A 14,710-nucleotide genomic window follows, 5' to 3' on the forward strand; every position below is an offset into this window, starting at 1 on the left:
TATTATTTTTTGGCGTTACCCCAATTGGTCGCTGAGGCTCCCGAAGTGGGGTCGGGCTTTACGTTCCAAGTCCTCGCTGCGCTGTGGGCTTTCCACTGCAATCCCTAACGCCACTATCTGCTAATGCAAATTCTCATCACAAACTTTCAGTATTCTTGTAAAAATCAAAATACCTAATACGCCAACAACGCCAACAACTCAGTTTCAAATCGTTCTTTAGGCAAATATTGGTCTTCCAAATCTTTAGCAAACGGTATCGGCGTTTCTATACTCGCCACACGTTTTACAGGCGCATCTAAATACTCAAAACATTGCTCCATAATCAATGCTGAAATATCACTGGCTATACCGCCAAATAAAGAATCTTCCTGAAGAATAATCGCTTTTCCTGTTTTCTTTACAGAGGCATAAATTGTTTCCGCATCTAAAGGCTCTAGGGTTCTTAAATCAATAACATCAGCTGAAATATCAGGATGTTTCTCTAAAGTTTCCAATGCCCAATGCACACCGGCACCGTAACTAATAATTGATATGGTATTACCCGGTTTGATTAAACTCGCTTTTCCAAATGGTAATGTATAATAATCGGTCGGCACATCTTGCCGCACACTTCTATATAAGCCTTTATGTTCGAAGAACAAGACAGGATTAGGGTCATTTATTGCTGTATTCAACAAGCCTTTTGCATCATAAGGAAATGCTGGGTATACCACTTTTAAACCGGGTGTTTTCGTAAACCAAGCTTCGTTAGTTTGCGAGTGAAACGGACCTGCACCAACACCACCGCCACAAGGCATACGTATCACTACATCTGCCGCTTGCCCCCAACGATAATGTGACTTCGCCAAATAATTGACTATGGGATTAAATCCAGACGATACAAAATCGGCAAACTGCATTTCCATAACGCTTTTCATGCCTGCTATAGATAAACCCATGGCAGTCTCAACGATTGCAGATTCACATATCGGTGTATTTCTTACACGAGCTTTACCAAACTGTTCTATAAAACCTTCTGTTATTTTAAAAACACCACCATATTCTGCTACATCTTGCCCCATAATTACAAGATCATCGTGCTGCTCCATACTTTGTTTTAACCCTTCAGAAATCGCATCAACAAATCTAACCTCTTGAGATTCGGAATTAGACTTAACCTCCTTATAATCAAATGTTTTGTAAACGTCATTTAACTCATTTGTTTCTGACGATGATATGCTATCTTCATTAAAAGCAACATCTAAATGTTCATTTAACTCATTAACAATTTTGGTTTTTATGTCCACTTCAAAAGCTTCATCAATAATACCTTCATCCTTTAAATAACTTTGAAAGTTTTCTATGGGGTCTTTCTTAGCCCAACTATCCAGAAGTTCTTGCGGAACATACTTTGTACCACTCGCCTCTTCATGTCCGCGCATTCTAAAAGTTTTGAATTCAATCAACACAGGGCGCGGATTATTGCGAATGCTTTCAGCTATATCATTAACTTTAATATAAACTTCAATAATGTTATTACCATTAATAATATGCGATTCTATGCCATACCCTAAACCTCTATCGGCTAAATTTTCACAATTATACTGCTCAGATGTTGGTGTAGATAAACCATAACCATTGTTCTCAACACAAAACAAAACAGGCAATTGCCATACGGACGCTACGTTTAGCGCTTCATGAAAATCACCTTCACTTGTGCCGCCCTCACCTGTAAACACTGCCGTAACTTGATTTTTATCTTTCAGTTTTGAAGCTAAGGCAATGCCATCTGCCACACCCAGTTGTGGCCCTAAATGCGAAATCATTCCAACGATCTTATAGTGCTGTGTTCCAAAATGAAACGAACGATCTCTTCCCTTTGTAAAACCAGAGGCTTTACCTTGCCATTGTGCAAATAATCTGTATAACGGGATATTCCTAGTAGTAAACACACCAAGATTGCGGTGCATAGGCAATATATATTCATCTTGTTTTAAGGCCATTGTAACACCTACAGCAATGGCTTCTTGTCCAATTCCCGAAAACCACTTGCTTATTTTTCCTTGGCGTAATAGCACTAACATTTTCTCCTCGATGAGTCGAGGCCTCAGCATATTGGTGTAAAGTTGCTTTAAAACATCAATATCTAACCCATGAGAGTCATAGTGAAGATTTGGTTGCATTTTTGAAGTTTTCATAAAAAAGCACTTATTTCACTATCAAATATACTTGAATTTGATATTATTTATTAAAAAAATGAATATATTTCAATAATAAACCCATTGAATGTTTTTGTACATTTGTGGCTATTACATTAGATTATTTATCCTATGAACAGCATACCAAGCGTAGATTTACGCGATTTTATTTCAGGAGACCCCAATAGAAAACAGGCTTTTGTAAATGCCATTGGAAAGGCATATGAAGATATTGGTTTTGTGGCACTAAAGGGTCATTTTTTGGATGATGCTTTAGTAAACAATCTTTACAGTGAAGTAAAAAACTTTTTTGATTTACCACTTGAAGTAAAGCAGAAATACGAGATTCCCGAAATTGCCGGTCAGCGTGGTTATGTATCCTTCGGAAAAGAAAGTGCTAAGGGTAAAAAAGAAGGTGATTTAAAGGAATTTTGGCATTTTGGACAGTATGTTGATGCCAATGAAAAAGAAAAATACGGCTATCCGGATAACGTTTTAGTTAAGGAACTTCCAAAATTCAACGAAATTGGAAAACAAACCTACAAAATGCTTGAAAAAACAGCTAAATATGTGTTACGCGCATTGGCTTTACATCTGGGTTTAAAAGAAACCTATTTTGATAATTATATAGAAAATGGAAATTCCATTTTACGACCTATCCACTACCCGCCCATTAAAGAAGAACCTAAAGAAGCTGTTCGCGCTGCGGCTCATGGTGATATTAATTTAATTACGCTTTTAATGGGAGCACAAGGTCGTGGATTACAAGTTCAAAACCACAAAGGAGCATGGATTGATGCCATTGCACAACCTGATGAACTTATGATAAATGTTGGTGATATGCTATCAAGGCATACCAATAACAAACTAAAATCTACAATACATCGTGTGGTAAACCCTCCAAAAGAACTTTGGGGAACTTCGAGGTATTCCATTCCTTTCTTTATGCATCCCGTTAGCGATATGAAACTTGATGTTTTAGAAAATTGTATTGATGAGGATAACCCAAAGCTGTTTGAAGATATTACTGCAGGTGAATTTCTAACCGAACGCTTAATTGAATTAGGACTGATTAAAAAATAGTTTCGAGTTTCAGTCTCAGTTTACAGTTGAATTTACTGGAATACTGCGACCGAACACTACGACTGAATACTGAAGTAATGGATTTACAAGACCAATTAAAGAATCTCTTTCCAGATCACGAGCCAGAAGAAAATACAGAAGATACTAATGAAACCTCAGATATCTGGATGCAAGACGACCCCATTATTTGTAAGTACGAAAAACGAAAAGGAAAACCAACAACCATATTGGAGGGTTATACAGGAGCTACAGAAGATTTTAAAACTTTGGCAAAAGAAATTAAGAGAAAGCTTAGTGTTGGCGGAAGTTTTAAAGATGATAAAATTATAATACAAGGCGATTACAGGGATAAAATCATGCAAATATTAAAAGATAAAGGTTTTACTGTTAAGCGCGTTGGCGGATAAATTATGGGTGAAAAAATTCTACATATTACAAATGGGGGTATCTTAACGTCGTACTTAAGTGAGTTACAGATTGAAGGTGAAATTGTTACATGGCAGGAAATGCTTTGTGAAGGGCCTATTCAAGAAATGATTCATACCGATGAACTCATTGCGAAAAGAGGTGAATTTTTAAAGAAATTCTACAACATAGATCTCGATTTAAGCAAAATTGATTTCGCATTAACCCAACTGGATAATGCTAGTGAAAGATATACAAAAGTTGTTCTTTGGTTTGAATACGACCTTTTTTGCCACATTAATATGCTAGCAGTAATAAATTTGCTGAGACAGAAAGACATAAAATTACCAACATATTTGGTATGTAGCGGTAGAGTTTCTGGTAGTAAAGAATTGAAAGGATTGGCGGAATTAAGTTCCAGTCAATTAATGGCACATTATAAAAACAAAGTAAGACTTAGTGATGAAGATTTAGACTTAGCAACAACACTATGGCGTATTTACTGTGGAATTGACCACAACCTTTTTAAGCCTTACATAGTAAAAACCTCATCATTTAAATATATGAGCAACTGCTTAAAGGCACATTTAGAGCGTTTCCCAGATTCTATAACTGGGTTAAATGTATTAGAAGCCAATATTTTAACTATTATAAAAGAACAAGATATAAAATCTAAGCATCATTTACTGGGTTATGCCTTAAATTATCAAGGTTTTTACGGTTATAACGATTTACAGTTAGAGCGAATTATAAACAATTTGAGTCCGTTTTATATAGTTAACGAAAATAACGTACAACTAAGCCGAAAAGGCCATGAAGCCTTACTTGGCCAGCGAAATGTAGCAAAAGACTTTAAAAATAATATGACTTTTGGAGGTGTTAAAAAACTAGACTTCCAATTCAGTAAAGCAGAAAACAAACTTATAAAGTCTCCATTATATGCCGATTAAGGAATCTGAACTTATTTTAAATCCTGATGGGAGTATTTACCATCTTAATCTAAAACCAGGAGACGTTGCAGATAACATTATTTTTGTTGGTGATCAAGATCGCGTAGACTTAGTCTCTAAGCATTTTGAAAAGATTGAATTAAAAACTCAAAAACGAGAATTTAAAACACATACTGGTACCATTCATGGAAAAAAAATATCAGTTATATCAACCGGTATTGGAACAGACAATATAGATATAGTTATAAATGAACTTGATGCGTTGGTTAATATCGATTTCGAAACTAGAAAAATCAAAAAGGAATTAAGAAGTCTAAACTTTATTAGAATAGGTACTTCTGGGGCATTACAACCAGAAATCCCAATAGATTCCTTTGTAATTGGGGCTTACGGTCTAGAATTAAGCGGAATGCTACATGCATACCAAACTGAATCAATTTCAAACCCAAATATAGAAGATGCCTTTATTGCCCATACGAATTGGGAAGCCAACAAAGGCAAACCTATTGTTATTAAAGGCTCTGAAGCATTAATTTCTAAATTTAAAAGTGCTCAAACTTTTGAAGGACTTACCGCTACGGCAAATGGGTTTTATGGCCCTCAGGGTCGTGTTTTAAGGTTGGCGATAAGCGACCCTATGTTAAACAAAAAAATGGATAGCTTTAATTTTAACGGCTTAAGAGTTACCAATTTTGAAATGGAAACCTCTGCAATATATGGTTTATCACAACTTTTAGGGCATAATGCTATTTCGTTAAATGCTATAATTGCAAACAGACCAAACTGTAGCTTTAGTAAAAACCCTAGGCAAGCTGTAGAACGTTTAATTGCCTACACTTTAGGTAGGATTTATTAGATAGAATTTAAATGAAAAAAGTAAATATAGGCGGTGTGCCAGAACATTTTAACTTAGCCTGGTACTTAACGCTTAAAAATGGCGAATACAAGAACCAAGGCATCAATTTACGTTGGCAGGATTATTATGGCGGTACGGGCGCTATGTGTAAAGGACTGCGCAATGGTGATATTGATATTGCCGTAATTTTAACAGAAGGTATTGTAAAAGATATTATTGCAGGAAACCCAAGCAAGATTGTGCAAACCTTTGTACAAACACCGCTAATTTGGGGTATTCATGTCGCCCATAACTCAAATTATAAAACCGTTGCAGACCTAAAAGGCACAAAGGCGGCAATTAGCAGATATGGTTCGGGCTCTCATCTAATGGCATACATTAATGCACAGAATAATAATTGGAATTTAGAGAACGATTTAAATTTTGAAGTTATACAAAATCTGAAAGGTGCCGTTGAAGGACTAACCAATGGTGATGCCGATTATTTTCTATGGGAAAAGTATACCACTAAACCTATTGTAGATGATGGTATTTTTAGGCGTATCGGCAATTGTCCCTCACCATGGCCTTGTTTTGTTATTGCGGTTAGAGAGGAATTTATTGAAGAGCATGAGGATGATTTAAAAACAATTTTAAGTATTATAAATGCTACAACTTCAGAGTTTAAGGATATCCCGAGTATAGACAGAATGATTGCTAACCGGTATGAACAACAACTAGAAGATGTACAAGATTGGCTGGCAATTACAGAATGGTCTCAAGAATTATTAGATGAACCCACTATAATTAATGTTCAAAATCAACTTAAAGCTCTAGATATTATACCAAAAGTAGTTGATTACCAGTATTTAATCCATAAGCTGTAACGTATTATACGTTTTGTTTTAAACTAATGTTAATTAATTCCTAGAATTATTTCAAATATATATTTTCGTAAAAATTAAAAACCTAAACATGAAAAAAATTCTAATTGCTCTAAGTATTACGCTTTGTTTTGCTTGCAATAAAAAAGAAGAGCCTACCATAGATTACGCAGTGATCTCTGGAAAAATAACAAATAAAAACGGTGTTGTAACCATTAATAGTTTTGACCGTACCTTCAGTGAACCTTTAGATGTTGCTGCTGATGGCAGTTTTACAGATACGCTTAGCACTGACAAAAATTCGTATGTGATTTTTGATGGTACAAATCCTGTGTTTATTTATGTAGAACCTGGTTATAATGTTAATGTTAATTATGATGCTAAGGATTTTGAAAACACAATTACATTTTCTGGTGAAGGTGCTGTAGTTAATTCATATTTATTGGCAAAAAATAAAAATGAAAAGGCGTTATTGGGAAATCGTTATGATGCCTACTTACTCGATGAAGCAGATTTTAAAGCTAAGTTCCAAACTATAAAAAAATCTAGTGATAGCTTATTGAATACTTTTGAAAATATACCTGATGATTTTAAAGCTTTAGAAAAAAGAGATTTAAATTATAATTATTTGGCAAGATTAAGTGAGTATGAAAGATATCATCAATATGTAACTAAAAACCAAAGCTTTAAAGCTTCCGATGATTTTTTAAAAGAGTTGGAAGGTCTAGATTACCTCAATGAAGATGATTATTTTTTCTCAGAAAACTATAAGGTCTTGGTTACTAGTCATTTTAGAGAAGAAGCAGATAAACTAGCTAAACAAGATTCTATCGAAATAGATATTGCGTTTCTAAAAACATTAAGTGATATTCCAAACGAAAAATTAAAGAATAATTTATTATTTGTTTTTGCAAATAATAGCATGAGCTATACAAAGGATATTGATGCGTTTTACACACTGTATTCTGAAAATTCAACTAACGAAAAGAATAATGCCATAATCAAAAAACGTTATGATAAGCTTGCAGGGTTGTCAAAAGGGAAACCATCTCCAGAATTTGTAGATTATAGAAATCATGCAGGAGGCACAACGTCTTTAGAAGAATTAAAAGGTAAATATGTTTACATAGATGTGTGGGCTACTTGGTGCGGGCCATGTATTAAGGAAATACCTTCGTTAAAAAAGGTTGAAGAAGATTATCACGATAAAAACATACAATTTGTTAGTGTTTCCATCGATAAGGAAAAAGATTTTGAAAAATGGAAAAACATGGTAAACGAAAAGGAATTAGGTGGCATTCAATTATTTGCCGATAACGACTGGAGCTCCAAATTCGTTAAAGACTATGAGATTCAAGGTATTCCAAGATTTATCCTTATTGATCCTGAAGGAAATATTGTAGATGCTAATGCACCAAGACCTTCAAATCCAGCTTTGACAGATTTATTTAAAGCATTGAATATTTAATATAAGAAAGTTCAAACCATAAAAACCCCTTAGTTTAGAGGGGTTTTTTTATACCTTTTTTTAGGAAGTAAATATGGTTCCATATTGTAATAGAGCGATGAGATGGAAATGTAAGTTCATTAATTTTGCTGCTCTTTTTGCTGTTGCTCCGTCTCCTTTGCATGTTCTGTTAGTTGCTCGGGTTGCTTAAATAAATCGATAAATGCCTCACCTAAATATTCTATTACATGACTTGCAATTAAACTTTGATACCCAAAATCTTCAACCGCGATATCAGCAGATTTACCATGTAAATACACACCAAAAATGGCAGCTACAGAAGGATGGTAACCTTGAGCTATCAGTCCTGTAATGATTCCAGTAAGTACATCACCACTACCAGCTGTTGCCAGCCCCGGGTTTCCTGTAGTGTTTATATAAAGTTTTTCATTAAAAACAGTAATGGTGTTTGCACCTTTTATCACAACAATTAGCCCATACTTCTTTGAAAATGCTTTAACCTTATCTAGCTTATCAAAATCATCTTTCCACGCCCCTATCAAACGTTCTAATTCTTTAGGATGTGGCGTTAAAATAGTGTTTTCGGGCAACAGTTTCAACAATGCTTTCTTTTTAGCTAGTATATTCAAACCATCAGCATCAATTACCAGAGGTACCTTGTTATCTTTTAAGAAATTTTCAAAAGCTGTAATAGTTTGTTTATCAGTTCCCGCTCCAATTCCAAAGCCAATAACTGTTGGTTCTATTTCGAAATTTATAGCAGTAATTTTTTCTTCATCATTATCTGTAATCACCATAGCTTCAGGAAACGATGCTTGTAAAGGCATATAACCGCATTTTGGCACATAAGCAGAGACCAAGCCAGCACCTGCGGATAACGCCGCTCTACTGGTTAGGGTAACTGCTCCAATTTTTCCGTAGCTCCCACCAATAATCAATGCATGACCAAATTGACCTTTATGTGAAAATTTATCTCGAGCCTTGTAATTTGGTAACACTTCGTGCTTAGCAATGAGTTGTACTTCAGTTTCTGTGGTGTACAAGTATTCTGGATCTAAGCCAATATCTAAAATTTCCCATTGCACGGTGTATTTAGCTGTTTCAGGTAGGAAAAACACCAACTTAGGCGAGGCAAAACTTAACGTAAAACCAGCATAAACAACAGCTTCTGGGTCTTCAACAGCTTTGTCTGTGTATAGTCCCGAGGGAATATCTACAGACATTGTAAAGGCCTTTGTGGTTTTAAAATGCTGGAATAATTGTTTTACCCAATCGTCCACTGGTCTATTTAAGCCAATACCAAATACAGCATCAACGATAATGTCGTTAGGATGAATCTCTGGAAAATCCTCTGCACATTTTAAAAGCCTTGGCCATTTTTTAGTGGTATTTTTAATTCTATCGTAATTAATCAAAAAATCTTTAGAACGTTTATCGCTATAGTTCACCACGTATGTGTGTACATTATAACCGTGCGTAACTAAATGGCGAGCCAAAACCAAACCATCTCCTCCGTTATTGCCAATACCACAAAACACATGCACTGGTACTTGGGCCCCTTGCATACGCATGTGCATCCAATTAAAAATTTGGGTGCCTGCACGCTCCATTAATTCTGTTGAAGTAATATTTTGTCGTTCTGCCGTTAACTTATCACCTAAATAAATCTGCTCTCTAGAAAATATTTTCATAAAAACTGTATTATTGATTTTTCAATTCCTGCCACTTATAGTCGATTATTTTAAACGAAAAATTGGTGATTATAAGAATATTGCAAAAAAATAGTTTTTGTTTTTTTATTAGGTTAAAAATAATACTTTTGATGTGTTTATATCACGAAAATGATTCATTTAGGCCAAAATATAAATTTCAATGCACTTTCTACAAGTGCTGCTTCTATTTTTGCTACAACTACAAATACCACAACCCTTTGGGGTTACTAGTTATATATTTTTCAGGCTTTTCGTGTAATTTTTACAATTACATCTTTTCAAATTTTACGTTTAAATTTCAATTCATTAGAAAATGAAAGTTTTAAAATTCGGAGGAACTTCGGTAGGTTCCTCAAAAAATATAAATAAGGTTATTGACATTTTAGATGCTTACGCAAAAGACAGCAAAGTAATTTGTGTGGTATCAGCAATTGGTGGTATAACTGATAAATTATTGCTTGCAGGTCAGCAGGCGCAAGCGAAGGACAACAGTTTTAAAGATACCTTAAAAGGTATAAAGGATACGCATTTTTCCATTATAAAGAAATTAAATCCCGATAACAATGCAGCAATTTTAGCTTATGCGGAAGATAAGCTAAATGCACTAAATAGTTTGCTGGACGGTATTTTTTTAATTAATGAAATCTCTCCAAAGACCTCTGATAAATTAGTAAGTTTTGGCGAGTTGCTTTCCTCTTTTATTATTGCCGAAACCATGAAAAACAGAAGGCTTTTAGCAAAAAGAAAAAATACTCAAGAACTTATTGTAACGAACTCTAATTTTACAAAAGCTGAAGTAGATTACAGCGTTACAAATACTAATCTTAAAGAATATTTTAAAACTGCTGAAGAAAGCATCACTATTCTACCTGGATTTATTGCTAATTCAGCACTTGGAGAGCAAACTACTCTTGGACGTGGAGGTTCGGATTTTACTGCTGCAATTGTTGCCGCCGCGTTAAAAGTAGAACAATTAGAAATTTGGACAGACGTTAGCGGCATGTTTACTACCAATCCAAAATTAGTAAAGCAAGCACGCCCAATCCAAACCATTTCGTATCGAGAAGCCATGGAGCTATCGCATTTCGGTGCTAAAGTTCTATATCCGCCAACTGTACAACCAGTTTTAGATTTAGACATACCTATTCACATTAAAAACACCATGGTGCCCGAAGCTATTGGCACCATTATTTCTAAGGATGCCAGTGGCACTAGTTCTCCTGTAAAAGGCATCAGCAATATTTCAAATATTGCATTGTTGACGCTTCAGGGCAGTGGTATGGTGGGTATTCCTGGGTTCTCAAAACGTTTGTTTGAAACCCTTTCCAACGAAAAAATAAATGTAATTTTAATTACGCAAGCATCTTCAGAACATTCTATTTGTTTAGGTATTGAAGCCAAGGACGTAGAAATTGCTAAAACCGCAATAGACATTACATTTGTAAACGAAATTGCGCTTCATAAAATTGAACCCTTAATTGTTGAAACTGGTTTATCTATTGTCGCACTTGTTGGTGATAACATGAAAAATCATCAAGGGATAAGCGGCAAAATGTTTTCATCTTTAGGAAAAAACAATATCAATATTAGGGCTATCGCCCAAGGTGCTTCAGAACGAAATATCTCTATTGTTATTGAAGAAGGCGATGTGAAGAAGGCGTTGAATACGCTGCATGAAACATTTTTTGAAAGTATCACAAAACAGTTAAATGTATTTATTACTGGCGTAGGCAATGTTGGTGAGCGCTTGGTAGAACAAATAAAACAACAGAAAAAATATCTCAAGGAAAATCTTAAAATAAACCTTCGGGTGGCTGGATTGTCTAACTCCAGAACTATGATTTTTGATGAAGATGGTATTAATTTAAAACAGTGGAAGGCTCAATTAGCCAACGGAGAAAAGGCGTCTTTAAATGGTTTTTTTGAAAAGGCCAAAGCGTTAAACCTACGCAACAGCATATTTGTGGATGTTACCGCAAATAAGGAGGTTACTAATTTTTACGAAAACTATTTAAGAGAAAGCATTGCGATTGTGGCATGTAATAAAATTGCCTGCTCTAGTGCATTTGATAATTACAAAGAACTGAAGCGATTATCTTTAAAATACAATGCGCCATTTTTATTTGAAACCAATGTGGGCGCAGGTTTACCAATAATTGACACTTTAGGTAATTTAATGGCTTCAGGCGATAAGGTAACATCAATTCAAGCCGTATTATCAGGTAGTTTAAATTTTGTTTTTAATAACTTCGATGATTCAACAAAGTTTTATGATATTGTAAAACAGGCTGCTGCAGAGGGCTATACCGAACCAGATCCGAGAATTGATTTAAGCGGTGTTGATGTTGCAAGAAAAATTTTAATTTTGGCTAGGGAAAGTGGTTTAGAGATGGATTTAGAAGATATAGAGAATATTCCATTTTTATCCAAAGCAGGGATAGAAAGTGGCTCTGTTGATGATTTTTATAAAACCCTAATTGATGACGAAGCACACTACCAAAAGTTATATGCTTCGGCTAAGGCAAATAACTGTCAACTAAAATATGTAGCTAAATTAGATAAAGGAAAAGCCAGTGTGAGTTTACAGGAAATTCCTGAAGGTCATCCGTTTTACAATTTAAAAGGAAGCGATAATATTGTGATGTTTTATACTGAACGCTATTCGCAGCAACCTATGATTATTAAAGGCGCTGGTGCTGGTGCCGATGTTACCGCCTCTGGTTTATTTGCAGATATTATCAGATTAGGAAACAATTAAATTTGGTCTAAGGTAACTTTGATAAATAAAAATGGAATTACACAAAAATAGTGCTATATCTTGCTCAAGTGCCGCCGAAAACTATTTAATAAATAAGATGAACGAAATAAGAATATTTTCTCCAGCTACCGTGGCAAATGTATCCTGTGGTTTTGATGTTATGGGCTTTTGTTTGGACAATGTTGGCGATGAGATGGTGATTCGCAAAATTGACAAGAAAGGCATTTACATATCTCATATTGAAGGGTTTGATTTGCCTTTGGAAGTAAAATTAAATGTTGCTGGGGTTTCCGCTTTAGCAATGTACGATACGCTTAATGTAGATTTTGGTTTTGAAATTGAAATTTATAAAAACATAAAACCAGGAAGTGGCATTGGCAGTAGCGCAGCAAGCGCAGTAGGAAGTGTTTTTGGTATGAATGAACTTATAGGAAGGCCGTTTAACAAAACTCAATTAACAGAATTTGCAATTAAAGGTGAAGCCATTGCAAGTAAATGTGAGCATGCGGACAATCTAGCCCCTGCCCTTTTTGGAGGATTTACATTAGTAAAGAGTGTATCACCATTAGAGGTTTTAGAAATACCAACACCAAAGGATTTGTTCGCTACCATTATTCATCCGCAAATAGAAATAAAAACCTCTGAGTCTCGAGGCGCATTACCAAAACAAGTAGATTTAAGTGATGCCATTACACAATGGGCAAACTTAGGAAGTTTTGTACATGCACTCCATACCAGCAATTACGAACTAATAAAAAGATCGTTAAAAGATATTATTATAGAGCCCCATAGGAGCAAATTAATTCCACTATTTGCCGAAGTTAAGAGTGCCACTCTAGATGTTGGCGCTTTAGGCTGTGGCATTTCTGGTTCTGGACCTTCCATTTTTGCATTAAGCAAAGGTTTGGATACTGCAAACAACGTAAAGAAAACTATGGAAAATGTATATTCAGATTTAGTAATAGATTACGATATACATGTTTCAAAAATTAATACTGAAGGCGTAAAGATTATTACTTAGGTTTAGATAAATCTCCTTGAGGCCTTCTAATAGTTCTCGGGACGACCAATCTCAAAAATTTCAATGTATTTAAAATTAAATGTCTTCTTCTACAGAAATAACAACACATGAATTACTATTCACTAAATAAAAAAGCACCTAAATCAACATTTAAAAATGCAGTAATAAAAGGTTTAGCACCAGATAAAGGCTTATATTTCCCAGAACATATTACGCCTTTACCTAAAGCTTTTTTTGAAAATATTGATAGCCTTTCATACCCTGAAATAGCATTTGAAGCTATTAAACAATTTATAAGTCCTGAAATCCCCGAAGCACAATTAAAGACGATTGTGGAAGAGACGTTGTCTTTCGATTTTCCAATTGTAAAACTAAATGATAGCATTTCCACGCTAGAGTTATTTCATGGGCCAACCATGGCTTTTAAGGACGTTGGTGCGCGATTTATGGCACGATGCTTAGGGTATTTTAATCAGGATAATGACAAGGAGGTTACCGTATTAGTTGCAACCTCTGGAGATACTGGTGGCGCTGTGGCTAATGGATTTTTAGGAGTAAAAGGTGTTAAGGTGGTTATACTTTATCCTAGCGGAAAAGTGAGCGATATACAAGAAAAACAATTGACCACATTAGGGCAAAATATAACAGCGCTCGAAGTAAATGGTACGTTTGATGATTGTCAGGCCATGGTAAAAACGGCATTTTTAGATGAAGCTTTAACTAAACAAATGCAATTAACTTCTGCGAACTCCATAAATGTGGCACGTTGGTTACCGCAATTATTCTATTTTATGTTTGCTTACAAACAGCTACATAACGATTATGATAATATTGTATTTTCGGTTCCTAGCGGTAATTTTGGCAACATTTGTGCAGGTATGATGGCACAACAATTAGGGCTTCCCATTAAGCATTTTGTAGCATCAAATAATGAAAATAATGTTGTAACGCGTTATTTAATATCTCAACTTTATGAGCCAAAACCGTCCATACAAACCATTAGTAATGCTATGGATGTTGGGGCACCAAGCAACTTTATTCGTATTCAGGAAATTTACAAAAACAAGTTTGAGACACTAAAAGAGAACATATCGTCGTATAGTTTTACAGATGAAGAAACAAAAGATGCTATGTTAGAAATGTATAACGATTTTGATTATGTAGCAGATCCACATGGCGCTGTAGGCTATTTAGGATGTAAAGCCTATTTAGAGGAAAATACCAATGCACATTGTGTATTTCTAGAAACTGCACACCCTACTAAGTTTTTAGACGTAGTTGAAGCGGTTATTGAAGAGAAACAAGCGCTACCAGAACAAATTCAATCCGTTATGGGTAAAGAGAAAGTTGCTACTAAAATTTCGGCATACGAGGATTTGAAGCGTTTCCTATTACACTAGAACGCCATAACAGAACT

At 35.0% G+C, this 14,710-nt stretch carries 11 protein-coding genes; 9 read left to right on the top strand and 2 right to left on the bottom strand.

Annotated elements, in window-relative coordinates; all coding sequences use genetic code 11:
* Positions 1-173: 173 nt before the first annotated feature.
* The gene (locus BMY39_RS07525) at positions 174-2,162 is read right to left on the bottom strand and encodes an alpha-ketoacid dehydrogenase subunit alpha/beta (protein ID WP_245738238.1); all 1,989 of its coding nucleotides are present in this window, start codon (positions 2,160-2,162) and stop codon (positions 174-176) included.
* Between the two features lie 147 nt (positions 2,163-2,309).
* Here BMY39_RS07525 and BMY39_RS07530 point away from each other — a divergent pair, with 147 nt between their 5' ends.
* From BMY39_RS07530 to BMY39_RS07555, 6 genes are all read left to right on the top strand, one after another.
* Positions 2,310-3,260, top strand: a complete 951-nt coding sequence (locus tag BMY39_RS07530; RefSeq protein ID WP_092578202.1) for an isopenicillin N synthase family dioxygenase — start codon at positions 2,310-2,312, stop codon at positions 3,258-3,260.
* Between the two features lie 77 nt (positions 3,261-3,337).
* Complete coding sequence (locus tag BMY39_RS07535; protein ID WP_092578204.1) at positions 3,338-3,667, top strand: translation initiation factor; 330 nt, start codon at positions 3,338-3,340, stop codon at positions 3,665-3,667.
* A 3-nt stretch (positions 3,668-3,670) separates the two neighbouring features.
* Entirely contained in the window at positions 3,671-4,615 is a 945-nt protein-coding gene (locus BMY39_RS07540; protein WP_092578206.1) for a DUF1835 domain-containing protein, read from the top strand.
* Positions 4,605-5,471 (top strand): nucleoside phosphorylase, encoded by an 867-nt coding sequence (locus BMY39_RS07545; protein WP_092578208.1) that lies wholly within the window; start codon positions 4,605-4,607, stop codon positions 5,469-5,471. Before BMY39_RS07540 ends, BMY39_RS07545 begins: the two co-directional genes overlap by 11 nt.
* 11 nt (positions 5,472-5,482) lie before the next feature.
* Positions 5,483-6,337: a substrate-binding domain-containing protein gene (locus BMY39_RS07550; protein ID WP_092578210.1), complete on the top strand. Its 855-nt coding sequence runs from the start codon at positions 5,483-5,485 to the stop codon at positions 6,335-6,337.
* An 88-nt stretch (positions 6,338-6,425) separates the two neighbouring features.
* Positions 6,426-7,802, top strand: coding sequence for a TlpA family protein disulfide reductase (locus BMY39_RS07555; RefSeq protein WP_092578211.1), 1,377 nt, complete (start codon positions 6,426-6,428; stop codon positions 7,800-7,802).
* 119 nt (positions 7,803-7,921) lie between these two features.
* Here BMY39_RS07555 and BMY39_RS07560 read toward each other — a convergent pair whose 3' ends face one another.
* Positions 7,922-9,493, bottom strand: coding sequence for an NAD(P)H-hydrate dehydratase (locus BMY39_RS07560; RefSeq protein ID WP_092578213.1), 1,572 nt, complete (start codon positions 9,491-9,493; stop codon positions 7,922-7,924).
* 334 nt (positions 9,494-9,827) lie between these two features.
* On the opposite strand from BMY39_RS07560, the gene thrA reads away from it, so the two are divergent.
* The 3 genes from thrA to thrC all read left to right on the top strand — a co-directional run bounded on the left by thrA (position 9,828) and on the right by thrC (position 14,693).
* Positions 9,828-12,272 (top strand): bifunctional aspartate kinase/homoserine dehydrogenase I, encoded by a 2,445-nt coding sequence (gene thrA, locus BMY39_RS07565; protein ID WP_092578215.1) that lies wholly within the window; start codon positions 9,828-9,830, stop codon positions 12,270-12,272.
* A gap of 97 nt (positions 12,273-12,369) precedes the next feature.
* Positions 12,370-13,293, top strand: coding sequence for a homoserine kinase (locus BMY39_RS07570; RefSeq protein WP_092579152.1), 924 nt, complete (start codon positions 12,370-12,372; stop codon positions 13,291-13,293).
* 107 nt (positions 13,294-13,400) lie between these two features.
* Positions 13,401-14,693 (top strand): threonine synthase, encoded by a 1,293-nt coding sequence (gene thrC, locus BMY39_RS07575; RefSeq protein ID WP_092578217.1) that lies wholly within the window; start codon positions 13,401-13,403, stop codon positions 14,691-14,693.
* Positions 14,694-14,710 lie beyond the last annotated feature (17 nt).

This window comes from Hyunsoonleella jejuensis (genome assembly GCF_900111025.1).
GTDB classification, from domain to species: Bacteria; Bacteroidota; Bacteroidia; order Flavobacteriales; family Flavobacteriaceae; genus Jejuia; species Jejuia jejuensis.